At 55.2% G+C, this 25,365-nt stretch carries 22 protein-coding genes and 1 pseudogene; 11 read left to right on the top strand and 12 right to left on the bottom strand.

The window, feature by feature from the left end; translation table 11 throughout:
* Positions 1-242: 242 nt before the first annotated feature.
* Positions 243-1,541, bottom strand: a complete 1,299-nt coding sequence (locus tag LRM19_RS16270; RefSeq protein WP_271369452.1) for a serine hydrolase domain-containing protein — start codon at positions 1,539-1,541, stop codon at positions 243-245.
* Between the two features lie 106 nt (positions 1,542-1,647).
* Between LRM19_RS16270 and LRM19_RS16265 the strand changes: the two genes are divergently transcribed.
* The gene (locus LRM19_RS16265; RefSeq protein WP_271369451.1) at positions 1,648-2,541 is read left to right on the top strand and encodes a LysR family transcriptional regulator; all 894 of its coding nucleotides are present in this window, start codon (positions 1,648-1,650) and stop codon (positions 2,539-2,541) included.
* Here LRM19_RS16265 and fumA read toward each other — a convergent pair.
* Both fumA and LRM19_RS16255 read right to left on the bottom strand, forming a co-directional pair.
* Entirely contained in the window at positions 2,530-4,179 is a 1,650-nt protein-coding gene (gene fumA / locus LRM19_RS16260; RefSeq protein WP_271369450.1) for a class I fumarate hydratase FumA, read from the bottom strand. The two genes, LRM19_RS16265 and fumA, sit on opposite strands and share 12 nt — an antisense overlap.
* Before the next feature lie 56 nt (positions 4,180-4,235).
* Positions 4,236-5,744, bottom strand: coding sequence for an anion permease (locus tag LRM19_RS16255; RefSeq protein WP_023325580.1), 1,509 nt, complete (start codon positions 5,742-5,744; stop codon positions 4,236-4,238).
* Positions 5,745-6,352: 608 nt separating this feature from the next.
* Between LRM19_RS16255 and LRM19_RS16250 the strand changes: the two genes are divergently transcribed.
* Both LRM19_RS16250 and LRM19_RS16245 read left to right on the top strand, forming a co-directional pair.
* Positions 6,353-9,133 (top strand): flavocytochrome c, encoded by a 2,781-nt coding sequence (locus LRM19_RS16250; protein ID WP_271369449.1) that lies wholly within the window; start codon positions 6,353-6,355, stop codon positions 9,131-9,133.
* A gap of 95 nt (positions 9,134-9,228) precedes the next feature.
* Entirely contained in the window at positions 9,229-10,191 is a 963-nt protein-coding gene (locus LRM19_RS16245; protein ID WP_271369448.1) for an FAD:protein FMN transferase, read from the top strand.
* On the opposite strand, the gene dcuR is transcribed toward LRM19_RS16245, so the two are convergent.
* Both dcuR and LRM19_RS16235 read right to left on the bottom strand, forming a co-directional pair.
* Positions 10,172-10,891 carry a two-component system response regulator DcuR gene (dcuR, locus tag LRM19_RS16240; protein WP_045908149.1) on the bottom strand — a complete coding sequence of 240 codons (720 nt, stop codon included), beginning with the start codon at positions 10,889-10,891 and terminating at the stop codon, positions 10,172-10,174. The genes LRM19_RS16245 and dcuR overlap by 20 nt on opposite strands.
* On the bottom strand, positions 10,888-12,504 hold the full coding sequence (locus LRM19_RS16235; RefSeq protein ID WP_271369447.1) for a sensor histidine kinase: 1,617 nt from the start codon (positions 12,502-12,504) through the stop codon (positions 10,888-10,890). The genes dcuR and LRM19_RS16235 overlap by 4 nt, the downstream gene beginning before the upstream one ends.
* A gap of 165 nt (positions 12,505-12,669) precedes the next feature.
* On the opposite strand from LRM19_RS16235, the gene LRM19_RS16230 reads away from it, so the two are divergent.
* A complete protein-coding gene (locus tag LRM19_RS16230) occupies positions 12,670-13,533 on the top strand; it encodes an N-acetylmuramic acid 6-phosphate etherase (RefSeq protein WP_127731532.1) in 864 nt (287 codons plus the stop codon).
* Between the two features lie 53 nt (positions 13,534-13,586).
* Here the strand turns inward: LRM19_RS16230 and ompC are convergent, their stop codons facing one another.
* On the bottom strand, positions 13,587-14,693 hold the full coding sequence (gene ompC / locus LRM19_RS16225) for a porin OmpC (RefSeq protein ID WP_127731530.1): 1,107 nt from the start codon (positions 14,691-14,693) through the stop codon (positions 13,587-13,589).
* 284 nt (positions 14,694-14,977) lie between these two features.
* Here ompC and LRM19_RS16220 point away from each other — a divergent pair, with 284 nt between their 5' ends.
* The 3 genes from LRM19_RS16220 to LRM19_RS16210 all read left to right on the top strand — a co-directional run bounded on the left by LRM19_RS16220 (position 14,978) and on the right by LRM19_RS16210 (position 17,628).
* Positions 14,978-15,679 carry a phosphohydrolase gene (locus LRM19_RS16220; RefSeq protein ID WP_127731528.1) on the top strand — a complete coding sequence of 234 codons (702 nt, stop codon included), beginning with the start codon at positions 14,978-14,980 and terminating at the stop codon, positions 15,677-15,679.
* Between the two features lie 61 nt (positions 15,680-15,740).
* A complete protein-coding gene (locus LRM19_RS16215; protein WP_271369446.1) occupies positions 15,741-17,156 on the top strand; it encodes a DNA cytosine methyltransferase in 1,416 nt (471 codons plus the stop codon).
* Positions 17,137-17,628 (top strand): very short patch repair endonuclease, encoded by a 492-nt coding sequence (locus tag LRM19_RS16210; RefSeq protein ID WP_115875734.1) that lies wholly within the window; start codon positions 17,137-17,139, stop codon positions 17,626-17,628. Before LRM19_RS16215 ends, LRM19_RS16210 begins: the two co-directional genes overlap by 20 nt.
* Here LRM19_RS16210 and yedA read toward each other — a convergent pair.
* On the bottom strand, positions 17,600-18,514 hold the full coding sequence (gene yedA, locus LRM19_RS16205) for a drug/metabolite exporter YedA (RefSeq protein WP_271369445.1): 915 nt from the start codon (positions 18,512-18,514) through the stop codon (positions 17,600-17,602). The two genes, LRM19_RS16210 and yedA, sit on opposite strands and share 29 nt — an antisense overlap.
* 178 nt (positions 18,515-18,692) lie before the next feature.
* Here yedA and LRM19_RS16200 point away from each other — a divergent pair, with 178 nt between their 5' ends.
* From LRM19_RS16200 to dgcQ, 3 genes are all read left to right on the top strand, one after another.
* Complete coding sequence (locus LRM19_RS16200; protein ID WP_008500306.1) at positions 18,693-19,604, top strand: DUF808 domain-containing protein; 912 nt, start codon at positions 18,693-18,695, stop codon at positions 19,602-19,604.
* 78 nt (positions 19,605-19,682) lie between these two features.
* A complete protein-coding gene (locus LRM19_RS16195) occupies positions 19,683-19,865 on the top strand; it encodes a YodC family protein (protein WP_008500307.1) in 183 nt (60 codons plus the stop codon).
* 73 nt (positions 19,866-19,938) lie between these two features.
* Positions 19,939-21,639: a cellulose biosynthesis regulator diguanylate cyclase DgcQ gene (gene dgcQ / locus LRM19_RS16190; RefSeq protein ID WP_271369444.1), complete on the top strand. Its 1,701-nt coding sequence runs from the start codon at positions 19,939-19,941 to the stop codon at positions 21,637-21,639.
* Here the strand turns inward: dgcQ and LRM19_RS16185 are convergent.
* On the bottom strand, positions 21,624-22,424 hold the full coding sequence (locus LRM19_RS16185; RefSeq protein WP_133294725.1) for a mannosyl-3-phosphoglycerate phosphatase-related protein: 801 nt from the start codon (positions 22,422-22,424) through the stop codon (positions 21,624-21,626). The genes dgcQ and LRM19_RS16185 overlap by 16 nt on opposite strands.
* Before the next feature lie 301 nt (positions 22,425-22,725).
* A complete protein-coding gene (gene yodD / locus LRM19_RS16180; RefSeq protein WP_008500310.1) occupies positions 22,726-22,953 on the bottom strand; it encodes a YodD family peroxide/acid resistance protein in 228 nt (75 codons plus the stop codon).
* Between the two features lie 136 nt (positions 22,954-23,089).
* On the opposite strand from yodD, the gene dsrB reads away from it, so the two are divergent.
* Positions 23,090-23,278: a protein DsrB gene (gene dsrB / locus LRM19_RS16175; RefSeq protein ID WP_008500312.1), complete on the top strand. Its 189-nt coding sequence runs from the start codon at positions 23,090-23,092 to the stop codon at positions 23,276-23,278.
* A gap of 101 nt (positions 23,279-23,379) precedes the next feature.
* On the opposite strand, the gene rcsA is transcribed toward dsrB, so the two are convergent.
* From rcsA to fliQ, 3 genes and pseudogenes are all read right to left on the bottom strand, one after another.
* Positions 23,380-24,003 (bottom strand): transcriptional regulator RcsA, encoded by a 624-nt coding sequence (rcsA, locus tag LRM19_RS16170; RefSeq protein ID WP_008500313.1) that lies wholly within the window; start codon positions 24,001-24,003, stop codon positions 23,380-23,382.
* A gap of 287 nt (positions 24,004-24,290) precedes the next feature.
* Positions 24,291-25,083: pseudogene (gene fliR / locus LRM19_RS16165) on the bottom strand (flagellar biosynthetic protein FliR); the annotation flags it as partial.
* A gap of 7 nt (positions 25,084-25,090) precedes the next feature.
* Complete coding sequence (gene fliQ, locus LRM19_RS16160; protein ID WP_008500315.1) at positions 25,091-25,360, bottom strand: flagellar biosynthesis protein FliQ; 270 nt, start codon at positions 25,358-25,360, stop codon at positions 25,091-25,093.
* Between the last annotated feature and the right edge of the window lie 5 nt (positions 25,361-25,365).

Here is a 25,365-nt window from a genome sequence, read left to right as displayed (position 1 = left end):
TTTCTGAAAACTGGATCAGGATGAGGAATTAGATAAGCGCAAATGCCACATCGACTGATGCATTTCTTGCATGAATATAATCCGACGAATAAATACAATTAATGGCAACAATAACTTAACAAACCATTGGCTTTTTATTCACCAATATTCTGTAAGTCTCTGATATTGCGATTTTGTGATGTGGCGCAGAGGCGCGTTTCAGAATGAGCTGGGTAACCGCTTCATTACCCGGCGGATGCAATTTAGCGCAGCGCCCTGGCAATCGCGCTAAACATCAGAGAGGCTTCCAGCGGCTGGGCGCTGAAGGACGGTTCCGCCTGCGGCCAGGTAGACCACTGGACGATGACCAGATTTTCCTTTGGGTTCACCACGATCATCTGCCCGAAAATGCCCAGCGCCCAGAGCGAACCTTTCAGCGAATGCTGTGCCGTCGGCTCTACGCCCGTGGCGTTGGCGGGCACTTCATTGTTCCACCACTGATAGCCGTACAGCCCCTCGGGATGGGCGTCTGAGACCGAGCCTTTGGCCTTCGTCCAGTCTGACGACTGCCTGATCCAGTTTTCCGGCAGTATGGTCTTACCGTTCGGCAGCGTACCGTTGTTCAGGATAAATTGCCCGAAGCGTCCCCAGTCCTCCAGCGTGGCGTTAAAGCCGTGCGCGCCGACGTCGTGCTGGCCTTTGCTGTAGGCATGCCACGCGCCGTCGCTCGCCATGCCGTAAGGCTGCCAGATGCTTTTCTCCAGATAGGCTGCTAGCGTCATGCCGGTGGCCCGCTCCAGCACGTCACCCAGCAGCCAGGCACCGCCCGAAGAGTAAGACCAGTTCTCTCCGGCCGGATGCGCCCTGCGCAGCCCCTTCACCAGCTTGCGCACGCAGTCATAGGTACCCGGCTTCGCCTCGCACTCGGTGAGCTGCGCAAAGTCGGAGTGGGGGTTGGTGTAATCCTCGTTCCACGCCACGCCGGAGGTATGGGTGATAAGCTGCTTAAGCGTCACGCCGTCCCACGCGGTGCCTTTCAGATCGGGTTCATACCGCGTGATCCGATCGTCAAGCGAGTGGATCTTTCCCTCTTTGAGGGCTACGCCCACCAGCGCCGATACCACCGATTTCCCAACCGAGCGCGAGGTCCAGAGCGTCGAGTCGGTATTGCCCTCTCCAAGATACTTCCAGGCGATTTTGCCGTCCTTCAGCACCAGCATGCCGCTGACGTTCTGCCGCTGGAGGTAGTCCTTAAGGCCGTAGCGCCTGCCGTTGACCTGATAGTGTGCGTCCGTGAGCGGCTTGTCCGACATTTCCAGCGGCGCGGCGCTACCGTGGCGGAAAACGTCCCCGGGGTAGTTGCGGTAGTCATTGCGAAAGCCCACCACGCGATCGGCCTGACTCCAGGTGAGCATCTTATGGGTGTCAGGCAGCGTGGTGTCGAAGGGGGCAGGGCAAGCGCTGAGGTCGGTGCCTTTACAGGCGGCCACTGCCGCAGGGGAGATTAGGGTGCTGAAGATAAGGCCCGCCAGCAGGGCATGGTTTACTTTTCTGTTTTTCATATCCGTCTCTTACAGGTTAGGAACGGCTTCAGTTTAAAAACCCCGGAGCTATAATAAAAAACGCATAGCGGGGGAAAATCCCCCCAAAAAACAGAGGGAGCGTAGCGTGGCGGGACTGATTTACTCTTTTGCACAGCTCGAGGCATTTACCGCCGTGGCCGAGAACGGGAGCCTGAGTAAAGCCGCGGTGGCGCTGAAGAAGGACCGAACGACGCTTCGCGATCTGGTTGATTTTCTTGAGGATGGGTTGGGCTACGCGCTGTTTATTCGCGACGGCCGCACCCTGCGGCTCACGCCCGAAGGGGAACAGCTTCAGCGCCAGGCGCACCTGCTGATGCGGCAGGTAAAAGCCTTTGAGGCGTTTGCCAGAGAGGTGCCGCACGGTGCCACGCAGGACCTGACGCTGGCCTACGATCCTTTTACGCCCAGAGCCTTTCTGCACGGGGTGATTGCTGAAATGGCGGTGCGAAAAATCCGCCTGAGCCTTATCTGCGCCTCGCGGGATGAATCGGAACGGCTGCTGGCGAATAACGACGCGGATCTGGCCATCTGCCAGGCACGCAACCGCAGCGTGGGCAATGATATGGAGTGGCGTGCCCTGGGTGCCATCGATATGGATTTTTATGCCGCCAGCGGGCTGTTTGCGGACAGTGCTTCACCTCTGTCGCTGCTCGATCTTTCCCTGGTACCTCAGGTCGTCATGCACCCCGCCTCGGACGAGCCGGTGGCGCGCCGCCTGCAAATTTCCGGGCATACCCTCTTTACCAATGAGCCGGAGATGCTGCGCGGTCTGCTGGAGCGCGGCTGCGGCTGGGGATTCTTACCGACGCATTTTCACGCCGGGCAGTGGCAAAACGTAAAAAGGCTGCACACCGAAGTGGGCAGCCAGGGAATTGGTCAGACGATGGTCACCATCTGGAAGCCGGGGAGCGACAAGCGCAGCACAATCGCTGAAACGCTGTCGCTCCTGCCGAACGTATGGAAGCACTCAGCGCTGTGAACAGCCTTTACACTGCTGGTTCTGGATCTGCTGGAAGAAATCGTTGCCTTTGTCATCCACCAGGATAAACGCCGGGAAGTTCTCGACTTCGATTTTCCAGATGGCTTCCATTCCCAGCTCCGGATACGCGACGCACTCCAGGCTCTTAATGCTGTTTTGCGCCAGCACCGCGGCCGGGCCGCCGATGCTGCCCAGGTAGAAGCCGCCGTGCTTATGGCAGGCGTCCGTCACCTGCTGGCTGCGGTTGCCTTTGGCCAGCATGATCATGCTTGCGCCGTGGGACTGCAGCAGGTCCACATACGAATCCATGCGTCCCGCCGTGGTTGGGCCAAGTGAGCCAGACGCGTAGCCTTCCGGCGTTTTGGCCGGGCCCGCGTAGTAGATCGGGTGATCTTTGACGTACTGCGGCAGTTCCTCACCGTTGTCGATTAGCTCTTTCAGCTTCGCGTGGGCGATGTCGCGCGCCACTATGATGGTCCCGTTCAGCGACAGGCGGGTAGAGACCGGGTGCGCGGAAAGCTGCGCCAGGATCTCGTTCATCGGCTTGTTCAGATCGATGCTGACCACGTCGCCTTCGCCCTGCTGGCGCAGTGACTCCGGAATGTACTGGCCTGGGTTGTGCTCCAGCTTCTCAATCCAGATCCCGTCGCGGTTGATTTTCGCTTTGATGTTGCGGTCCGCGGAGCATGAGACGCCCATGCCAATCGGGCAGGACGCGCCGTGGCGCGGCAGGCGGATCACGCGGATGTCGTGGGCGAAGTATTTACCGCCAAACTGCGCGCCCAGGCCGAGGTTCTGTGCTTCCTGAAGCAGCTCCTGTTCGAGCTGAACGTCGCGGAAAGCCTGGCCGTGTTCGTTACCTTCCGTCGGTAGGGTGTCGTAGTAGCGCGTGGAGGCCAGCTTCACGGTTTTCAGCGTGGCTTCCGCCGAGGTTCCGCCGATAACAAAGGCAATGTGGTACGGCGGGCAGGCTGCTGTCCCCAGGGTACGCATCTTCTCAACCAGGTAATTTTTCAGCTTAGCCGGGGTGATCAGCGCTTTGGTTTCCTGGTAGAGATAGGTTTTGTTGGCAGAACCGCCGCCTTTTGCCATGCACAGGAATTTGTATTCGTCCCCGTCCACGCTGTAGAGGTCAATCTGCGCCGGCAGGTTGGTGCCGGTATTCACCTCTTTATACATGTCCAGCGCGGCGTTCTGGGAGTAGCGCAGGTTGTCTTCAATGTAGGTGTTATACACGCCCTGGCTCAGGGCCGCTTCGTCGCCGCCGCCGGTCCAGACGCGCTGGCCTTTTTTACCCATGACGATCGCGGTGCCGGTATCCTGGCAGGTCGGCAGCACGCCTTTGGCCGCGATTTCAGAGTTACGCAGGAACTGCAGGGCAACGTATTTGTCGTTCTGGCTGGCTTCCGGGTCGTTGAGAATGGCGGCAACCTGCTTCTGATGGGAAGGACGCAGCATAAACGCGGCGTCATGGAAGGCCTGTTGCGCCAGCAGGGTCAGGGCTTCCGGCTCCACCTTCAGGATTTCCTGGCCTTCGAACTCGGTAACGGAGACGTGCTCTTTGGTCAGCAGGTAGTATTCGGTGTCGTCATGCGCAAGAGGGAAGGGGTTCTGGTAGATAAACGGTTTGTTTGACATAGCGTATTGCTCCACAAAAAATAAAACCGCCGGAGGAGAAGTCCGGCGGTCAGGAATCAGAACATCATGGACATCCACGGATAGCCAATCAGCAGCAGGGCCGCCAGGAAGATAGCACCGAAGATGGTGCCGAGGCGCCAGTAGTCTTTGGTTGGCAGGTAGCCGCTACCGTAGTAGATCGGGCTTGGACCAGTACCGTACGGGGTGATGATCCCCATCACGCCCAGCGAGGTCACCATCAGCAGAACAAACACTTCCATATTCATGCCCGGGATGGTGGAAGCGATGGTCAGCATCGCTGGCAGTAGCGCCGTAGTGTGCGCGGTGGTGCTGGCAAACAGGTAGTGCAGCAGGTAGAACGCCAGCAGTAGGACGATGGTCGCCACGCCCGGAGAGATACCGCTCATCAGCAGACCGCCTTCTTTACCCAGCCAGCTGATAAAGCCGGTAGAGGAGAGACCGTCCGCCAGCGCAACCAGGGTGGCGAACCAGACGAAGGTGTTCCACGCGGCTTTGTTACCGGTGATGTCGTTCCACTCCAGTACGCCGGTCCACAGCATCAGGCCGACGATGAGCAGGGCAGCCATAGCGGGTTCAATCCACGCGGCGGCGAAGATCCACATCAGCAGCGCGCAGCACACGAACACCAGCAGCAGAATTTCATTGCGGGACAGTTTGCCGAGTTTTTCCAGTTCGCGGGTCGCCCACAGCGGCACTTCGTTGTTGACCTTAACTTCAGGCGGGTAGAACCAGTATGCCAGCAGCGGCATGGTCAGAATCAGCAGGATACCCAGCGGCAGGAAGGCGAGGAACCAGGTGCCCCAGGAGATATCAATCCCAACCGTACTTTTCACCAGCGCCAGGGCCAGCAGGTTTGGCGCGAGGGCGGAGAGGAACATTGAACTGGTGATACAGGCCGCGGTGATCGCCACCCACATTAGGTACGAACCAATCTTACGCGCGCTTGGGTCATTAGGTTTTGAACCGTACAGCGGCGGCAGGTTAGCGATGATCGGGTAGATGGTCCCGCCGCTACGTGCGGTGTTGGACGGGGTGAACGGCGCCAGCAGCAGGTCAGCAAACGTAATTGCGTAACCGAGCGTCAGGCTCCGACGGCCGAGGTATTTCACCAGAATCAGCGCCAGACGGCGGCCGAAGCGGGTTTTGTCATAGCCTGCGGCGAACATAAAGGCACCGAAAATCAGCCAGACGGTAGAGTTACCAAACCCGCTCACCGCCCACTTAAAGGAGGCGCCTGCCAGCTTGAATTTCGGATCGGCCAGCTGTTCAGGGCTAAACAGCACCCACTGGCTGCACAGGGCAATGGCGACCACGCCGGTCAGACCGATCACCGCACCCGGCAGCGGTTCGAAGATCAAACCGACGATCACGCCGACAAAGATTGCGAAGTAGTGCCACGCGTAAGGAGGCAGGCCTTCCGGTACCGGAACAAACAGCAGCAGTACGGCGACGATGACGGGCAGTGCCATCATCAGCAGACGTTTTGCGTTTCCATTTGATGCCTGGTTCGCCACAGGGGGCGTTACAGCAGTTTTTGTATTCATAGTTTCACGTCTTAAGTTGTCAAAGATTCGGTCGTACTGAAAAACAAAATCACTTTCTTAAGTTTCTTTGCTTTCTTTAGTTATTAAAGGTGCGGTTTTGTATTTTCAGTAATAGCAATTTAACGCTTTTGTGGAGGCGCTAAATTAAAAATTGATGATGTTTTTATATTGCGCTTTTGGATGCCATAACTATTGATCGCGATCAAAAAAACAGAATTGCAGCGTTATTTTTATGCTTTTATTAATAACCACTCAGGCGTATGTGGGTATTGCCTGTTTTATTGGTTTGTTTTATCATTTTCGTAACATCTATGTTTTCTTTGTTTTTTATGTTGCTGTTTTTAAAGGTTTTGCAAGTGTGATGGAAATTGGTTTTACCAATTTTTATTTAACTAATTTTAAATTATTGTGAATGACTGAATTACATTCGCTAACACCAATGTGTTATTTGTGTTATTGCAGGGATTAAATAGTTTTTTAACTAACGTAATAACTTTAGAAACTAAAAAAATCATTATATTAATATTATGACATCGGCAAATAACGACGAACTAAAAAATCAATCCGATAACGAATTCTTAATTTTTTAAAAGTTTGGAGTTTCTATTATGAGCACTAACGAACGCATTCTTAGCCCCTTCACATTACCGAATGGCACTGAACTGAAAAACCGTTTGTTAATGGCCCCTATGACCACCTGCACCGGCTATTACGACGGCACCGTTACCAGCGAACTGGTGGAGTACTATCGTGCCCGCTCCGGCAGTATCGGCACCATCATTGTGGAATGCTGCTTCGTCGACGATCTCGGTCTGGCCTTCCCGGGCGCGATCGGGATTGATAATGACGAGAAAATTGCAGGGCTGGCGAAAATCGCGGAGGCGATTAAATCTAAAGGCTCTAAGGCCCTGCTGCAGATCTACCACGGCGGCCGCATGGTTGACCCGAAACTGATCGGTGGCCGTACGCCGGTTGGTCCAAGCGCTGTTGCCGCGCCGCGTGAGGGCGCTGCAACGCCCGTGGCGCTGACTGGCGAAGAAGTCGAAGGCATGATCGGCAAGTTTGGTGAAGCGGTGCGCCGCGCCATCCAGGCCGGCTTCGACGGCGTGGAAATCCACGGGGCAAACACCTATCTGATTCAGCAATTCTATTCGCCAAACTCTAACCAGCGTGACGACGAGTGGGGCGGCAGCCGCGATAACCGCGCGAAGTTCCCGCTGGCGGTTCTGGACATCACCCACAAAATGGTGCGCCAGTACGCGGACGACGCCTTTATTATTGGCTATCGCTTCTCCCCTGAAGAGCTTGAAGTGCCGGGCATCCGCTTTGAAGACACCATGTACCTGCTGGAAAAACTGGCGGCGCGCGGCGTGGATTACCTGCACTTCTCCGTCGGCGCGACCCTGCGTCCTTCCATTGTCGACACCCAGGACCCGACGCCGCTTATCGAAAAATACTGCGCGATGCGTTCTGAAACGCTGGCGCAGGTTCCGGTCATGGGCGTGGGCGGCGTAGTGAATGCCGCCGATGCCAATGAAGCACTCGACCACGGCTACGACCTGATTGCCGTTGGCCGCGCCACCATCGCTTATCCGGACTGGGCAGACCGCATCGCGGCCGGCGAAAGCCTTGAGCTGTTTATGGACAGCACCCAGCGCGAGGCGCTGAACATTCCTGAACCGCTGTGGCGCTTCTCGCTGGTGGAAGCGATGATCCGCGACATGAGCATGGGCGAATCAAAATTCAAACCGGGTACCTTTGCTGAGAAAGTGCAGGATGACGCTAACGAACTGGTGATTAACGTCAGCCTGGAAACCGACCGCATTGCGGACATCGAGCTGGCCTCCGGCCCGAGCGAAGACGTTGAGTTCGTCACCAGCTTTGAAGAGATCCGTACCCGCATTCTGGATGCTAATACTCCGCACGTGGATGCCATCACCGGCGCAACCAGCCAGAGTGAAGCGGTGAAGAAAGCGGTCTCTAAAGCGATGCTGAAATCCAGCAAAGCGCTGGCCGCGGAAGAGGGCGTTGACCCGAACGAAACCCGCAGCGTGGACGTGGTGGTTGTCGGCAGCGGCGGCGCCGGGCTGGCGGCGGCGATTCAGGCTCACGACGAAGGCGCGAGCGTGCTGATCGTCGAGAAAATGCCGACCATCGGCGGGAACACCATTAAAGCCTCTGCCGGTATGAACGCTGCCGAAACCCGCTTCCAGCGCGTGAAGGGCATTCAGGACAGCAAAGAGCTGTTCTACCAGGAAAGCCTGAAAGGCGGCGGCAACAAGAACAACCCGGAACTGCTGCGCCGCTTCGTCGAGAACGCGCCGCAGGCGATTGAGTGGCTGGCAACCCGCGGCATCATGCTGAACGACATCACCACCACCGGCGGGATGAGCATTGACCGTACTCACCGTCCAAAAGACGGTTCTGCGGTGGGCGGTTACCTGATTAGCGGCCTGGTGCGTAACGTCAACAAACGCAACATCGAGGTAATGTTGGATACCTCCGTCAGCGACATTATCTTCGAAAACGGTGAAGTCACCGGCGTGCGCCTGACCACCGAAGAGAATGAAACTGTCACCGTGGCAGCGAAAAGTGTGATTGTCGCCACAGGCGGCTTCAGCGCCAACAGCCAGATGGTCGTGAAATACCGTCCGGATCTGGAAGGTTTCGTCACCACCAACCACAAAGGGGCGACCGGTGGCGGTATCGCGCTGCTAGAGCGCATCGGGGCTGGCACTGTCGATATGGGCGAGATTCAAATTCACCCAACCGTTGAGCAGAAAACCTCGTACCTGATTTCCGAATCCATCCGCGGGGGCGGGGCGATTCTGGTCAATCAGAAAGGGGAGCGCTTCTACAACGAAATGTCGACCCGCGATAAAGTCTCGGCGTCAATCATCGCGCTGCCGGAGAAATACGCTTACATCGTCTTTGACGAGCACGTACGCGCCAAAAACAAAGCTGCGGATGAGTACATCGCCAAAGGCTTCGTGACCAGCGCCAGCTCGCCTAAAGCCCTGGCGGAAGCGCTCGGTATGGATCACCACGCTTTCCTGGCGACCCTGGAACGTTACAACGGTTTCGTTGAAAAACAGCACGATGACGACTTTGGTCGTACCACCGCGCTGCGTGCGCCAATCAATGAAGGGCCATTCTACGCCATTCAGATTGCGCCGGGCGTGCACCACACCATGGGCGGCGTGACCATCAACACCGAAACCTGCGTGCTGGATAGCAACCACAACGTGCTGCCAGGCGCGTTTGCAGCCGGTGAAGTGGTCGGCGGGATCCACGGTGCTAACCGTATCGGCGGTAACGCGGTGGCAGATATCATTATTTTTGGTACCCTTGCAGGACATCAGGCGGCTCTGCGTTCGAAAAAGATGTAAGGCACCTGCTTCCCAGGCCGGATACGCGCAGCGCTATCCGGCATTTTCCCCGGCGGCGCGGTGCCAGCCGGGGGCTACAGCTGAGGACTCCTGCCATGCCTGATAGCCATCGCGTTTACAGCTACTCCGCCGTCCTGATGGGGTCTCCCATCCTCCTGAAGCTCTTCTCCCATGACGAAGCCCTCGCGTCCCGCGTGTTTCGCCTGATCAAACAGTATGAAGACCTGCTCACCGTCAACCGCGCGCGCTCGCAGGTGATGGACATCAACCATGCGGCGGGCCAGCATCCGGTCACCGTCAGTCGGCCGGTGTTTGATCTGATCCGCTGTGCAAAAGCGGCAAGCCTGCTCAAGGACAGCGCCTTTAACCTGGCGATCGGTCCGCTGGTGAAGCGCTGGAAAATTGGCTTTCAGGGGGACAGCGTTCCGCCTGCCGATGAAATCGCCTCGCTGCTGGCGATTACCCGCCCCGAGGATGTTCTCCTTGATGAGGCCAGCAGCAGCGTGTTTCTGACCCGGGCGGGGATGGAGATCGATCTGGGGGCGATTGCCAAAGGCTACATCGCCGACAGGGTGCGGGATTACCTGCATAAAGAGGGCGCGGAGCTGGGGCTGATTAACCTCGGCGGAAACATTCAGACCTTAGGCTCCCCGGAAGGGGGCTGGAGCGTTGGGCTGAAAAAACCGTTCGCCGGGGATGCGCTGATCGGCACGATGGTCGTAGAGAACCTGTCCGTCGTCACGTCGGGAACTTACGAGCGCTACTTTGAACAAGACGGCAAACGCTATCACCACATTCTCGATCCGCGCACCGGTTACCCGCTCGATAACGAACTGGACAGCGTGACCATCATTTCAAAAGATTCCATCGACGGCGATATCTGGACCACGCTGATGTACGGCATGGGCGTGGAGAAGGGCCGCGCTGCGCTGCGCGCGCGTCCCGACATAGAAGCGATCTTTGTGACCAAAACAAAAGAAGTGGTGTTCTCTTCAGCACACCACTTCCGCTTTACCCTGCTGGATGATACCTACCGCGTTACTGACAGTATTGCTTGAGCAGGCCCGTTTGCTCCGGCTGGAGGCGGTAGCGATACACCGGACGCCCGGTGGCGCCGTAGTGAATGCTGGTGAACAGAATATTGATTTGCGCCAGCCAGATCAGATATTTGCGGCAGGACACGCGGGAAATATTGACCGCGTTTGCCAGATCGTCGGTAGAAAACTCCGTCTCCGGGTGTGCGTCAATCCACTGGCAAATCGTGCGAAGCGTTTGCGGCGTTAACCCTTTCGGCAGCTTTTTGCTGTCCGCCAGTTCCGGTGCCCCGCCGTGGATCAGACGGTCGACGTCCGCCTGCTCGTAATACTGATGCGACCCCATCAGGCTGTGCTTTGCCTTCCAGCCGTTCAGCGCCTCTTCAAAGCGCGGGAACTGGAACGGCTTGATCAAATAATCCACCACGCCGTAGTGAATGGAGGTCTGGATCGTGGCGGCGTCGGCGGCCGAGGTGATCATGATCACGTCGATTGGGCGGCCGGATGCGCGAATGACGGGCAGCAGATCCAGCCCGTTATCCTGCTGCATATAGACATCCAGCAGCACCAGATCGACAGGATGGCTGGGGTCATTAATGATGGCCTCGGCCTGGTTTAGCGTGGAGGCGACGCCACAGCAGGTAAAGCCTTCAACGCGGTTGACGTACAGACGGTTGAGGTCGGCCACCATGGCGTCATCATCGACAATTAACACATTTATCACGCGATTTTCCTCTCGCTATCCCAGGGGATGTGAACAAAAAATTGGGTAAATACGCCGGGCTCAGACTCGACGGAGATATCGCCGCCAAGGTTCTGAATCTGCTGGCGAGCAAGGAACAGCCCAACGCCGCGGTTTTCACCTTTTGTTGAGAAGCCCTTTGTAAAAATAGACTCCAGCTGAGTGGGATCAATGCCGGGGCCATCGTCGCTGACTTCACAGCTGAGCCAGCCGTTCTGATAATGCAGCAGCAGGCCGATCTCGCCCTCCTGCTGTCCTTCCATCGCGTCGAGCGCATTTTCAATGAGGTTGCCCAGCGCGGTGATCAGCACCGCGACCTGCTCTTCACTTGCGGTATCCGGTATCTGGCTTTCATCCGCCAGCGTCAGGGTGACGCCCGCTTCTTTCGCCCGGTTGATTTTACCCAGCAGGAACCCGGCAACCACCGGGGATTTTACCTTGCTCTGTATCGTACCGATATCCGTCTGGTAATGATGTGCCGTCTGGAGAATGTACTCTTCCAGCTTGTCGTAGCGCTTAATATTCAGCAGGCCGAGTATCACATGCAGTTTATTCATAAACTCGTGGGTGTGGGCGCGCAGGGCATCGACGTAGTTAACCATGCCGTCCAGACGCTGCATCAGCTGGCTGATTTCCGTTTTATCACGAAAGGTGGTGATGGCGCCGATCACCCGATCCTGACTTTTCACGGGGACCATGTTGCACAGCAATAGCCTACCGTTGCAGCTGATCTCCTGATCCTGGCGCGCAACGCCCGTCTTCGAGACGTCACGCAGGCTGGCCAGCAGGGGCGCGCTGGCGTTTACGGTCTGCTTGCCGGAGGGGAGAAGCAATATTTCTCTGGCGGTCTGGTTGATCATCGTCACGCGCCCGTGAATATCGACGGCCAGAACCCCTTCGCGAAGCGACTGCAGCATTGCCTGACGCTGTTCGAACAGGGCGGAAATTTCGTAAGGTTCGAGCCCGAACAGGATGCGTTTCAGTACCCGCACCAGACCCCAAATTGCCATGGAGCTCATAAAAATACTGAATAAAATGGTCCAGACGGCGTTTAGCCGCCCGCGGGCAATCTGCTCTTCAACCTTATTCAGGGAGATACCGACTACCACCACGCCGATCTGCTCGTGCTGGCCGTCGTAGACGGGCGTAAAAACGCGCAGCGCTTCGGCGAGCGCGCCCCGGTTAACCGATACGTTCTCTTTGCCTTCCAGCGCAGGGGTTAAATCATCGCCGATAAAATGCAGCCCCAGCAGCGCCTCGTTCGGGTGTGAATAGCGGATCCCGCGCATATCGGTGACCACGGTGAACAGCAGATCGTTTCGCTTCGTCACCGCCTGGGCGATAGGCTGAATAATATTCTCCTGCGGTGCCTGCATCAGGCCGCGCTGTATCTCGGGGCTGTCGGCGAGGGTGCGGGCAATGCCGAGCGCAGTATCTTTAACATCATCACGGGTCGCCCGGGTGATTTGTACGGAGTAGAGCGCAAAGACCACCAGCAGCACAGAGGCAATAATCGCGCACACCATCAGCGTGACCAGCGTATTGAGTTTCATGGGGCGCTTGCGCGTCGGAAGGAAAGGCTGCAAATCGCTCATCAACACTCCGCGATGATTAAGAAAGGGGGTAATTATCGCCGATGACGCGCTTTTCTTAAAGCCATGTAAAGGCGTGGATTTGGTCCTCTTTTCGTGACCCTCCTCGCAGGTCATCTATATAAAACACTTTATAGTGTGTGGGTACTCATAATAAGGAGGCTGTTTATGAGCGTTATGCTTACCGGTTCGGTCAGGGAAAGACGGCACGCCAGCACGATGAATATTGATAGATTGTCCACGCTGGACATGCTGAAAGTCATTCACCAGGATGATGCACTCATTTCTGCTGCTATTACCCCCTGTTTAGATACTATTGCACGCGTGGTAGACAACGCCGCCGCGGCGCTCAGCCACGGCGGTCGCCTGGTCATCGTTGGCGAGGGGCCGTCTGGGCGCGTTGCGCAACAGGTTACCGATGAGTATGCGCCGGGCAAAACCCCGGTGATTGCCGTTACGGCACAAGAAGGGGAAGGGAGCTACGAGCGCGGCGTTGCCGATCTGCAGGCCATTAAGTTTGGTGAACACGATATGATGCTGGCCGTGACCGTCAGCGGAAAAACGCCGTGGGTCTGGGGGGCAATGCGCCATGCGTGGTCGCTGGGTTCGCCTGTGGCCATCATTACCGGCGATGCGCAAAGTGAAGCCGCGCATCTGGCGAGCATGGTTATCGCTCCGGAGCTGGGTGCCGATGTCGTCGCAGGCTATATCAACACCAAAGCGGGGATCGCGCAGAAAATGATCCTCTCAATGATCGCTACAGGGCTGGCCGTTCGGACCGGACGGGTTTATAGCAACCTGCGCGTGGATCTTGAGGCAAGCAACACCAAATGGGCCGAACGCCAAATCGCCATCGTGATGGAAGCGGGGGGATGCTCCCGGGCTGAAGCAAAAGCCGCGCTGGAGAGCTGTAACCATCACTGTAAAACGGCGGTATTGATGGTGCTCACAGGGCTGGATGCGTGGAAGGCCCATGAACTGCTGGCGCAGAATAACGGGTTTATTCGGGTGGCGCTGCAGGAAGCGCCATAATAAAAATGAAGAAATAAAAAAGGCCGCAATTGCGGCCTTTGGTATTTTGGGGATTAGAACTGATAAACAAGACCGACTGCTAAGATGTCATCGGTGCTGATGCCATTCGCGTTGTAGAAATTGTCATCTTCATCCAGCAGGTTGATTTTGTAGTCAACATAGGTGGACATATTTTTGTTGAAATAATAGGTCGCACCCACGTCAGCATATTTCACCAGATCTTTATCACTTCCGTAGAAGGAATTCAGATCCTTACCTTTAGACATCAGGAAAGAGACCGCAGGGCGCAGGCCGAAATCAAACTGATACTGCGCTGTCACTTCAAAGTTCTGAGTTTTATTAGCAACGCCGAAGTCACCGTAAGGCGTCATATTGCGGGTTTCTGCATACATGGTTGCCAGATAGATATCGTTGGCATCGTATTTCAAGCCAACAGTCCAGACGTCAGCCTTGTCACCACCGGCTGTTGTTTTGGTAACCTGGTCGTTGGTACGGTCAGATGAAGCATATGCAGCGGCGGCGTTGAATCCCATACCGAAATCGTAGGAGGTTGAAATACCCCAACCGTCTCCGTTTTCTTTGCGGATATCACGGCCATTGTTAGTACCTTCCTGATCGTTAGAGGCGCTTTCGTTATTGCCTTGATACTGAATAGCGAAATCCAGGCCCTGAGCCAGACCAAAGAAATCATTATTACGGTAGGTTGCAACACCGTTTGTACGGCCGGTCATAAAGTTATCGGTATAGGTATAGGAATCTCCGCCGAACTCAGGCAGCATATCGGTCCAGCCTTCAACATCGTAAACCACGCCGTAGTTACGACCGTAGTCGAATGAACCGTATTCACCAAATTTCAGACCAGCGAAGCCAAGGCGTGTCCATGACTGATTGCCTGAGTTCTCTGTTTTGTTAGCCTGAATATTATATTCCCACTGGCCATAGCCGCTAAGCAGGTCGTTGATCTGCGTTTCGCCTTTGAAGCCCAGACGAACGTAGCTTACGTCTCCATCTGAACCCGTGTCGTCAGAGAAATAATGCAGACCATCTACTTTACCGTACAGGTCGAGTTTATTGCCATTGCTGTTGTAAACTTCAGCCGCATTTGCTATGCCTGCAATTAATAATGCAGGTGCAATAATTGCCAAAACTTTTCTTTTCATTATATATTCCCTTGAAAGATAATTTATATGAATATATGTAATCACTCTCCGCAATTACAGGATGGATACTATTCCAGGATGTGTTATTTAGTTCTAAAAACAAATGTAATTAAAACCTTTTAAATATTGCTAAATATTTCAATTAGTCTCTTTATTTTTCCTGTGAATTAGTTGCTTGAATTTATAGGGTGTAATTATTATTAAGTATTTCGAATTTCTATTTTTTAATTGGTTTAATTTACCTGTGTTATAATTCTTTCTCTTTTAGACGACAGGACATGACGATGGAACTTGCCCGGTGGCAGCAACGATTTGAGCACTGGCTCGAGGAGAATCACAGCACCGACGATACCGCACATGATATTTCGCATTTTCGTCGGGTCTGGATGACGGCGCAAAAAATCATGGTTCACCACATGGTCGAGCCGCTGGTGATTCTGACCGCATGCTATTTTCACGATATTGTCAGCCTGCCGAAAAATCATCCTGAACGCAGCCGGTCGTCACGGCTCGCGGCGCTTAAGACGAGCGACATTCTGCGCCACGACTTCCCGGACTTTCCGCCAGAGCATATTGCCGCCGTCGGGCACGCGATTGAGGCGCACAGCTTCAGCGCCGGGATTGCGCCGCAGAGCATGGAGGCCAAAATTGTGCAGGATGCAGACCGGCTGGAAGCGTTAGGCGCTATCGGCCTGGCGCGCGTTTTTGCCGTCTCGGGCGCGCTGGGCGTGTCGCTTTTTGATGCTAACGATCCCTTCGCCGATGCGCGTCCCCTCGACGACCGTGCGTTTGCCCTCGACCATTTTCAGACCAAGCTGCTGCGATTGCCTGATACAATGCAAACGGACATGGGCCGCGAACTGGCACGTCACAATGCCGATTTCCTGATCCAGTTTATGGCGAAACTCAGCGCCGAATTACACGGCGACTGCCTCGGGCTGGATAGCCAGGTGCTGAGCCGTTTCCGTCGCAGTTTGCGCAACTGAACTGTGGTAATCTGTTCCCAGTCTTTATTCTCCGGTTAAAAGAATGCAGGAAAATCGATCAGTGACAGAGCCCGCGCCCGCGCAGGCTGAGAAATCAACGGCAACGGTGCAGGCCTTACTGCGCCAGCTGTTGGATATCTATGATGCTAAAACGCTGGCCAGCCTGCTGGTGGAGCACGGCGAGAGCCACTGGAGCCCGGCGATCCTTAAACGCCTGCTGACCAGCGAGCGAGCAGGGCGTCGCCTGAGTGAAGGCGAGTATCATTATCTGCAAAACCTGCTTCCGCGACCTTCTGCCGCGCACCCGAACTATGCCTTCCGCTTTATCGATCTTTTTGCCGGTATCGGCGGCATTCGGCACGGTTTTGAAGCCATCGGCGGACAGTGCGTGTTTACCAGCGAGTGGAACAAACATGCCGTACGCACCTACAAGGCTAACTGGTACTGCGATCCGAACGAGCATCATTTCAACGCGGATATCCGCGATGTGACCCTGAGCCATAAAAGCGGCGTGAGCGATGAACAGGCCGCCGAGCACATTCGTCAGACGATCCCGGCGCATGACGTGCTGCTGGCAGGCTTCCCTTGTCAGCCCTTCTCGCTGGCGGGCGTCTCCAAAAAGAATGCCCTTGGACGCGCCCACGGTTTCGCCTGCGATACGCAGGGAACGCTTTTTTTTGATGTGGCGCGCATTATTGACGCCCGTCGTCCGGCCATTTTTGTACTGGAAAACGTCAAAAACTTAAAAAGCCACGACGGCGGGAAAACCTTCCGCATTATCATGCAAACCCTGGATGAGCTGGGTTATGACGTGGCCGATTCAGAGGACATGGGCGCGGACGATCCTAAAATCATTGATGGGAAACATTTCCTGCCCCAGCATCGCGAACGTATCGTGCTGGTGGGCTTCCGCCGCGATCTCAATCTGAAAGGGGATTTCACCCTGCGGGATATTCCTTCTCTGTATCCCGAGCGCCGTCCCACCGTGGCCGATCTTCTTGAACCGGTCGTCGACGCGAAATTTATCCTGACCCCGGTGCTGTGGAAATACCTTTACCGCTATGCCAAGAAGCACCAGGCGAAAGGCAACGGCTTCGGCTTTGGGATGGTAAACCCTAACGATCCGCACAGCGTCACCCGCACGCTGTCTGCTCGCTACTACAAAGACGGCGCGGAAATCCTGATCGACAGAGGCTGGGACAAAGCGCTGGGTGAAAAAGATTTCGACGATCCGCACAACCAGCGTCACCGTCCGCGACGCTTAACGCCGCGGGAATGCGCCCGATTGATGGGTTTTGAAACGCCGCAAGGCTACGGTTTCCGCATTCCGGTTTCGGATACCCAGGCGTACCGGCAGTTTGGTAATTCGGTGGTCGTTCCCGCGTTTGCGGCGGTCGCAAAGCTGCTGGCCTCGCGCATCAGGCAGGCGGTGGCGCTCCGCCAGAGTGAGGCCGTCAATGACGGACGTTCACGATAAGGCGACGCGCAGCAAAAACATGCGTGCCATCGGCACGCGTGACACCGCGATTGAAAAGCGCCTGGCCGCGCTGCTGACGCAGGCGGGGTTTGACTTCCGCGTGCAGGATCCCACCCTGGCGGGACGCCCGGATTTCGTCATCGACGCCTGGCAGTGCATCATCTTTACCCACGGCTGTTTCTGGCACCATCACGACTGCTACCTGTTTAAAGTCCCCGCGACGCGCACCGATTTCTGGCTGGATAAGATTGCTAAAAACGTCGAGCGCGACAAGCGGGACCTCTCGACGCTTATTGAGCAGGGCTGGCGGGTGCTGATTGTCTGGGAGTGTGCGCTGAGAGGCAGATTAAAGCTGAATGATACCGATCTGACCGAACGGCTTGAAGAGTGGATCTGCGGCGGCGGCCAGACCGCGCAGATCGACACGCAAGGCATTCACCTGCTTACGGTTTCTCCGCCTCGCAAGGCGTGACCACCGGTTTTGCCGGCAGCAAATATTTGCCCAGCGTGACCAGCACGACGGCAAACACAATGATCCCTAATGCAATCCATTCCACTGGAGAAAGCGTTTCTCCCCCCAGTCCAGTCCCGAGCAGCACGGCCACGACCGGGTTGACGTAAGCGTAGCTAGTGGCGACAGCCGGAGAGACATTGCGGATCAGGAACATATAGGCGTTAATGGCGATGATAGAGCCGAACAGCGCCAGGTAGCCTACCGCCAGAAAGCCCGACAGCGGCGGCAGGGTTGTCAGCTTTTCTCCCGTAAGCATGGAGGCGAGCAGCAGTACAATCCCGGCGGCAAGCATCTCGATTGCGCCCGCCATCATGCCGGTAGGCAGTTCGATACGCGAACCGTACACGGAACCAAACGCCCAGCTCATCGAGCCAATCAGGATGATGACTGCACCCCACGGATTCCCGCTCAGGTTACCGCCGCTATTCAGCAGAATGATGCCGGCAAGGCCAATCCCAATACCCAGCCACTCCAGCTTGCGGGTGCGGATACCAAAGAGGCGGCTGAAGCACAGGGTAAACAGCGGTACGGTGGCAACGACCACGGCGGCGATCCCGGACGGTACGTTCTGGTGCTCGGCAATCGTCACAAATCCGTTCCCCACAGCCAGCAGCAGCAGGCCGATCAGGGCGGCATTCAGCATCGGGCGCAGCGGGGGAAGCTTATGCCCGCGCAGCATCAGGAAGGCCAGCAGCAGGATGCCCGCCGAAAGGAAGCGGATACCCGCCATCATCAGCGGCGGCCAGCTTTCCACGCCGATGCGAATGACAAAGTAGGTTGAGCCCCAGATGATGTACAGCGAAAAGAGTGCCCCGATGAGCGGTAGCAATTGCCGGAAACGCATAATCCCTCACGTCGAAATAAAAAGGTCGCTGATAGTAAACGCGAAAACTATCGCGCTGGCGAGCCCTTTAATTGTGTAGCTGATGTGAATTTTTTGTTGACGTAAGGTGCCTGTTTCCGGGTTTGCGCTTTTGCTCCATACTATTCACTTAATTACCAAAAAATGAAGGATTAAGATTTTGGCAGGAAGTAGCTTATTAACATTGCTGGATGATATAGCCACCCTACTGGACGACATTTCAGTGATGGGGAAACTGGCGGCGAAGAAAACCGCAGGCGTGCTGGGCGATGATTTATCGCTTAACGCGCAGCAGGTGAGTGGGGTGAGGGCAAACCGTGAACTGCCGGTGGTGTGGGGCGTGGCGAAAGGCTCCTTCCTGAATAAGGTGATCCTGGTGCCGCTGGCGCTGCTGATCAGCGCGTTTATTCCCTGGGCCATCACGCCGTTACTGATGATCGGTGGGGCATTTCTCTGCTTCGAGGGCGTGGAGAAGGTGCTCCACTCCTTTAGCGCGCGCAAGCAGAGCGATACGCCGGAGGTACGCCAGCAGCGTCTTGAAGCGCTGGCCGCGCAGGATCCGAAAACCTTCGAGCGTGATAAGGTCAAAGGCGCCATTCGGACCGACTTTATCCTGTCTGCGGAAATCGTCGCGATTACGCTGGGGATTGTCTCTGACGCGCCGCTTCTGAACCAGGTGCTGATCCTCTCCGGCATTGCGATTCTGGTCACCGTGGGCGTGTACGGTCTGGTGGGGCTGATCGTCAAGCTGGACGATATTGGCTACTGGCTGGAAGAAAAGTCGAGCGCGGTAGCAAGAGGCATCGGCAAAAGCCTGCTGGTGCTGGCGCCCTGGCTGATGAAGAGTTTGTCGGTGGTGGGCACGCTGGCGATGTTCCTCGTGGGCGGCGGAATTGTGGTTCACGGTATTGCGCCGCTGCACCATGCCATCGAACATTTCTCCTCCACGCAGGGGGCCGTTATCGCGGCAATTCTGCCTACGCTGCTGAATCTTGTGCTGGGCTTTATCATTGGCGCTATCGTCGTCGCGGCGGTGAAGCTGGTTGAGAAAATTCGCGGCACGTCGCACTAATTGTTACCCGCGGCAGGATGCAAAAAGACCATTCCTCGTCTAAATTGAAACAGTTTCACCCTGATACAGGAGGCAGGTATGGTCTTTTTGGTCAGTGATGAAGTTAAGCCTAAAAAGGGTGGCCCACGTATGATCGTCACCGGGTATTCCAGCGGAATGGTGGAATGCCGGTGGCACGATGGCTATAGCATCAAGCGGGAAGCATTCCGTGAAGATGAGCTTCAGCCGGGTGATGGGCAGCACAAGCGGGACAAGGCTTAATCACATAACGCCCGGCTTTGCCGGGCGTTTTTATCTCTAGTACTGGGTGTTAGGTAGCGATCATGGAGTGTGTGTGCAGCGCGATACCTTTGTTGTAAGACAATCTTTTTTGCAATGGCTGCATAAGCGTAGCAATCCGGGGCGGATTGTTAATCTCTGTTTTCTGATCGTTCTGGTATTTTCCACTCTACTTACCTGGCGTGAGGTGGTGGTGCTGGAAGAGGCATACATCTCCAGCCAGCGCAATCATCTGGATACGGTGGCCAGTTCTCTGGACAGGCAGTTACAGAACAGCATCGACAGGCTGCTGTTATTTCGCCAGGGCATGCATGACGCAATCGAGACGCCGCTGGCCTTTGAAGTCTTACAGGATGCGGTGTCACGCTTTAATACCGTCCGCATGCTCCCCACCTGGCAGCTTGCCGTTGATAAAAAACGTACCCTTCCCATTAACGGGGTCTCGGACGCCTTTGTCGAAAAAACCACGCTTCTCAATCGGGACGCTGAACGCATAAGCCATGAAATTTCTGCCGCGCTCGAAGTGGGCTATTTGCTCAGACTGGCGTCGTCGAGAGCGCAAACGGAAGCGCGAGTGATCTACGTCTCCCGCGCCGGATTTTTCCTTTCCACGGATACGCCGGATCGGGCGGGTGATATTACCGCCCGCTATTATAATCTGGTCACGCAGTCCTGGTTTACCCAGCAGTCAGAACGTAACAACCGCGCCCGCGCCGTGCGCTGGTTTATCTCCACGCCTTCATCCTGGACCGGGGATGAACGAACGATCACCGCCAGCGTCCCCATCTATTTCGATCGTTACTGGTACGGCGTCGTGGCGATGGACTTTACATTGAGCACGATGCAGCGTCTGCTGGCCGATGCGACGGAAGACCGAACGGAGGGAGAGTATCAGCTGTATGATACCCGGCTAAATATGATCGCCACCTCAGCCCACGCGGGAAGCCCGGTTAACCATTTTGACGAACGCGAAGCGGCGCAGATTGCCCAGGCGATTGAGCATGATACCGGCGGCGGTATCCGCCTCGGGAGCCGGTTTATTACCTGGGAGCGGCTCGATCACTTCGATGGCGTCGTCCTGCGGATCCACACTCTGCATGAAGGGGTACAGGACGACTTCGGTAGCATCAGTATCGTACTGGCGCTGCTGTGGGCGCTCTTTACCGCCATGCTGTTGATCTCGTGGCTGGTGATCCGCCGGATGGTGAGTAACATGTATACGCTTCAGCACTCCCTCCAGTGGCAGGCCTGGCACGATCCGCTTACGCGGCTGAATAATCGCGGCGCGCTGTTCGACCACGCAAAAATGCTGGCAGAAACCTGTCGCCAGCAGTCGCTGCCGTTCTCGGTGATTCAGATTGATCTCGACCATTTTAAAAACATCAACGACCGCTTCGGCCATCAGGCCGGTGATAAGGTGCTCTCCCACACGGCAGGACTGATTGCCAGCGCGTTACGCAAGAATGATGTGGCAGGGCGCGTGGGCGGGGAAGAGTTTTGCGTCGTCCTGCCGGGGATTGGTCTGGAGGAGGCGAGAGGCGTCGCGGATCGCATTCGTTGCCGAATCAACAGTAAGGAGATCCTGGTGAAGAAGAGCACGACCCTGCGCATCAGCGCGTCGCTGGGGGTCAGCAGCGCGGATGAAGCGGGTAACTACGATTTTGAGCAGCTGCAGTCCGTGGCGGACGTCCGGCTCTATGAGGCCAAGCAGAGCGGGCGTAACCGGGTCGTGTGGCGAGATCAGGACAGGAAGTGATCCAGCCCCTCCCGCCAGCCTGCCGGGCCGGGCTGCTGGGTGTGATAAACGCGGGCAGGGTTATCATCCCGTAGCGTGATGCCCTGGCGGTTAATCCCCTTGATGACCACCGCGAAGTCAACGCTGTCGAGCAGCGGCGCATCGTTAGGACCGTCGCCGAGCCCCAGCGTGGTGGGCTCGATCTCGTCCTGCTCGCCATACTGTTCAATCAGCCAGTTCACCGCTACGTCTTTGCCGCAGCGGGCGTCCAGAATATGCCAGAACCGCGCACCCTGCAGGCATTTCAGGCCGATATTCGCCAGTTCCTCTTCAAACTGAACCATTTTCTCGTCGGTATCGCGCCAGATGAGCGTGACGGACGCTTCATGCTTGCGGGCAAGCGACGAACGGTAGCGCGTCAGCCCGGTCCACTCGCTGATAACGTGCTCATCCACATCGTCAAAGGTGGTGAATTTAAAGCCCGTCTGCAGACGAATCTGCTCGATCCGAGGACGAATATCCCGATGTGTCATCCCTCTGGTCTGGCGCTGAACCTTATCCCAGCGCACGTCAGGCTGAATCACCGCGCCGTTCTCGGCAATAAAAGGCAAGCCTTCAAGCCCAAGATCCTGCTGGATATCCAGCATCTCTGCCGCGGTCTTGCTGCTGCAGAGAATGACCGGAATCTGATTATCCAGCAGTTTGTCCAGCCAGGGCATGGCGGGTTGCCACTCATAGGTATGAATATCCAGCAACGAGCCGTCCAAGTCAGAAAAAATCAGCAAGTTATCCCGCAGTGAAGGCATAGTGGCTCCCGGTAACGGCTGCGTCCTTATCTAAGAAAATTCCTAAAAAATAACCGAATTGTTAACAGGAGAAATGAGAGTATTCCCTGGCAAACCCGCATTCGGCGTATGTTATTGCTCATAGCGAAAAGCATTATGTTAAAAATATTATATTCAGCATAAGAATATATGCTTGTCAGACAAATTCGTTGGGGATAGTGTGGCTTGTACATCAGATTTCCTGGTGTAACGAATTTTCAAGTGCTTCTTGCATAAGCAAGTTTTGATCCCGGTCATCCCCATGACCGGGATTTTTTTCGCCCTAACGATTGGCTTCAGACACGCTAAAGTCGTGAATATCGAGCTCGAAGGCCTCCGCCAGCTCACGATAGGTGTGATAATCCCTTCCGTTGACAATGACGCGGTCCGAATTGTCGTCCGACCGGCGGACTTCTGACTCACTGATCTCATTGATGGCGGCCAGCAGGGCATCGACATCCACCTCGACTTCGCGCTTGATGGTGTCGCTGTACTCTTTATCGGTCTTCATTGCGGGACTCCTCTTTCAACCTGCAAACGTGTCCAGGGTTAAGTATAGCCTGTGTATAAAAACGCCATTCACGCCGGGCGGCGATGTGCGTTTTTGCGTTTTGTTCTACACTGGCTCAAAACCAGAGGAGGAATGTATGAAGGTCAACGATCGGGTAACCGTTAAAACGGACGGTGGGCCGCGCCGCCCGGGTGTGGTGCTGGCAATTGAAGAGTTTAGTGAAGGGACAATGTACCTGGTATCACTGGAAGACTACCCGCTCGGCATTTGGTTTTTTAACGAACTGGGGCATCCTGACGGTATCTTTGTTGAGAAAGCAGACTAACACGGTGTCGGGTAGCACATCGCGGCCCGACATCCTCTGCAGAAGCAAAAATCTCTGGCCAGGCCAGAGATCAAAGGTAGGGCGCACAGGGTCTTAAGCGACTAACGCATGTTGACGAAAATCCCGTTCGTCACATTATCGGTCAGGCGTACCACATGGTAGATCACTTGCTTATTATGCGTTTTAATTTTCCGTTTAATATTTCCTTTGTGTGACGAAACGGTTTTCGCTTTAATATTCATCTGGTCGGAGATCTGAATAGTTCCTTGTCCCGCCATCCACATTCGCAGCATACTTGATTCAGTCCTGCTTAATGATAGGGTGGGTAAGTTAACCGCTCCTACATTTTTAACTTCTTTATTCAAATAATCACCCAAAATGTCATCCAGCGACTCGGGTTTAATCGATTTAGAACTGATCAATAAATTTTTACGGACCAACAAATACTCATCGAAATGGATATTCGCGATCGCCATAAAAACAATAAACAGGGTTTTTGGATGCTGATTAATGATTTGCTTAATGTGCTGACTGTTGGCTGGATCGTGAATGAAACAGTCCTCATTAATAAACACCACGCCTGGTTTTAGTTCGTCACAAGCGGCTGCGAGTTCGTCAACGGTGTGTGCATCGTTGATGTCTCTCTTTCTTACCCCTCTGCTTGCCAGGTACCCGGTTAACCCTAGCCGGGTGTAGCTGCATAAATCCATAATGATCGTTGACATGGCATACCCTCACTCAATGCGTAACGATAATTCACCATCTGCCTGAGAGCTCAAAACAGCCATACGGGATGGAAAAAAATAATAAACCTGTGAGCATGACAAAGACTTTCAGGCGGACTCACTATCCCGTAAAGTTACGTATAATTTGCCAGGAATCTTCTTAAAGTAAAGTAAATATTAAGTATTGTGAGGTGGTTAGAAACAATTAAACCGCGTCAGATATATCCTGGAAGATGTTTTTCGCATTTTATTTTAGGAATATCCTCAGAAAGACAATAGCAACAGTGAGGGCTATTATTTACGTGGCAGCTCGCTGACAATATCCGCTAACAGGTTGAATATCTCGCCGAATAAATGTTCACAGAAGGGAGCGATCAGTGGCATCAGTAATGACATTAATAAAATTCCGACCGTCAGCGTCAGCGGAAAACCAATGACAAACACCGAAAGCTGCGGCGCCATTCGGTTGAGTAAACCTAAAGCCAGGTTGACGGTCAGCAGCAGGGTGATGATGGGTAACGCCAGCATCAGCCCGTTCAGGAAGATCAGCCCCGCCGCTCGGGTGAGCGCCAGGAAAGCGTTGCTGTTCACCGGGTTTTCGCCAATCGGCAGGGTATGGAACGTGTCCACCAGCATGGAGATTAGCCACAGATGGCCGTTGAACGACAGGAACAGCAGCATGGCGAGCAGATCGATAATGCGCGCCAGAACGGGCATGTTGAGATGACTGCCGGGATCGACAAACGTGGCAAAAGATAACCCCATCTGCAGGCCAATCAGTTCCCCCGCGGTACGCACGGCGGCAAAGGCCAGCTGCATGGTAAAGCCGACGGCGACGCCAATCATAACCTGCTGCAAGGCCACCCACACCGCGTTCGCCGAGAAGATCGGAATATCCACGGGGGGCAGAGAGGGCGCGACGATAATGGAGATAATAATCCCCAGTCCCACCTTGACGCGCTTGGGTATCGATTTCTCGCTGAGAATGGGGGCGGTGGAGATCAGCGCCATGATGCGCAGCATCGGCCAGAAGTAGACGCCGAGCCACTGAACCCACTGGTCGCTGGTGAAGTGCAGCATCGTCAGGTCAGCCGATGATGTACGGCAGGTTGGTAAACAGGTTGCGCATATAGTCCAGCAACAGGTTCAGCATCCACGGCCCGGCTACGATGATCGCCACGAACACGGCGATGATTTTCGGGATGAATGACAGCGTCATTTCGTTTATCTGGGTGGCGGCCTGCAGAATACTGATAATCAGACCGGTAACCAGCGCGACAAGCAGCAGCGGCGCGGCAACGGCAATCGCGATTTTCATCGCCTCCGTGCCCATCATCATGACCGATTCGGGTGTCATTGCCG

The sequence above is a fragment of the Enterobacter sp. PI-10 genome (genome assembly GCF_027947695.1).
GTDB classification, from domain to species: domain Bacteria; phylum Pseudomonadota; class Gammaproteobacteria; order Enterobacterales; family Enterobacteriaceae; genus Enterobacter; species Enterobacter vonholyi.
Note: the sequence above shows the minus strand (reverse complement) of the source record. Positions and strands in the feature narration are given on the sequence as shown.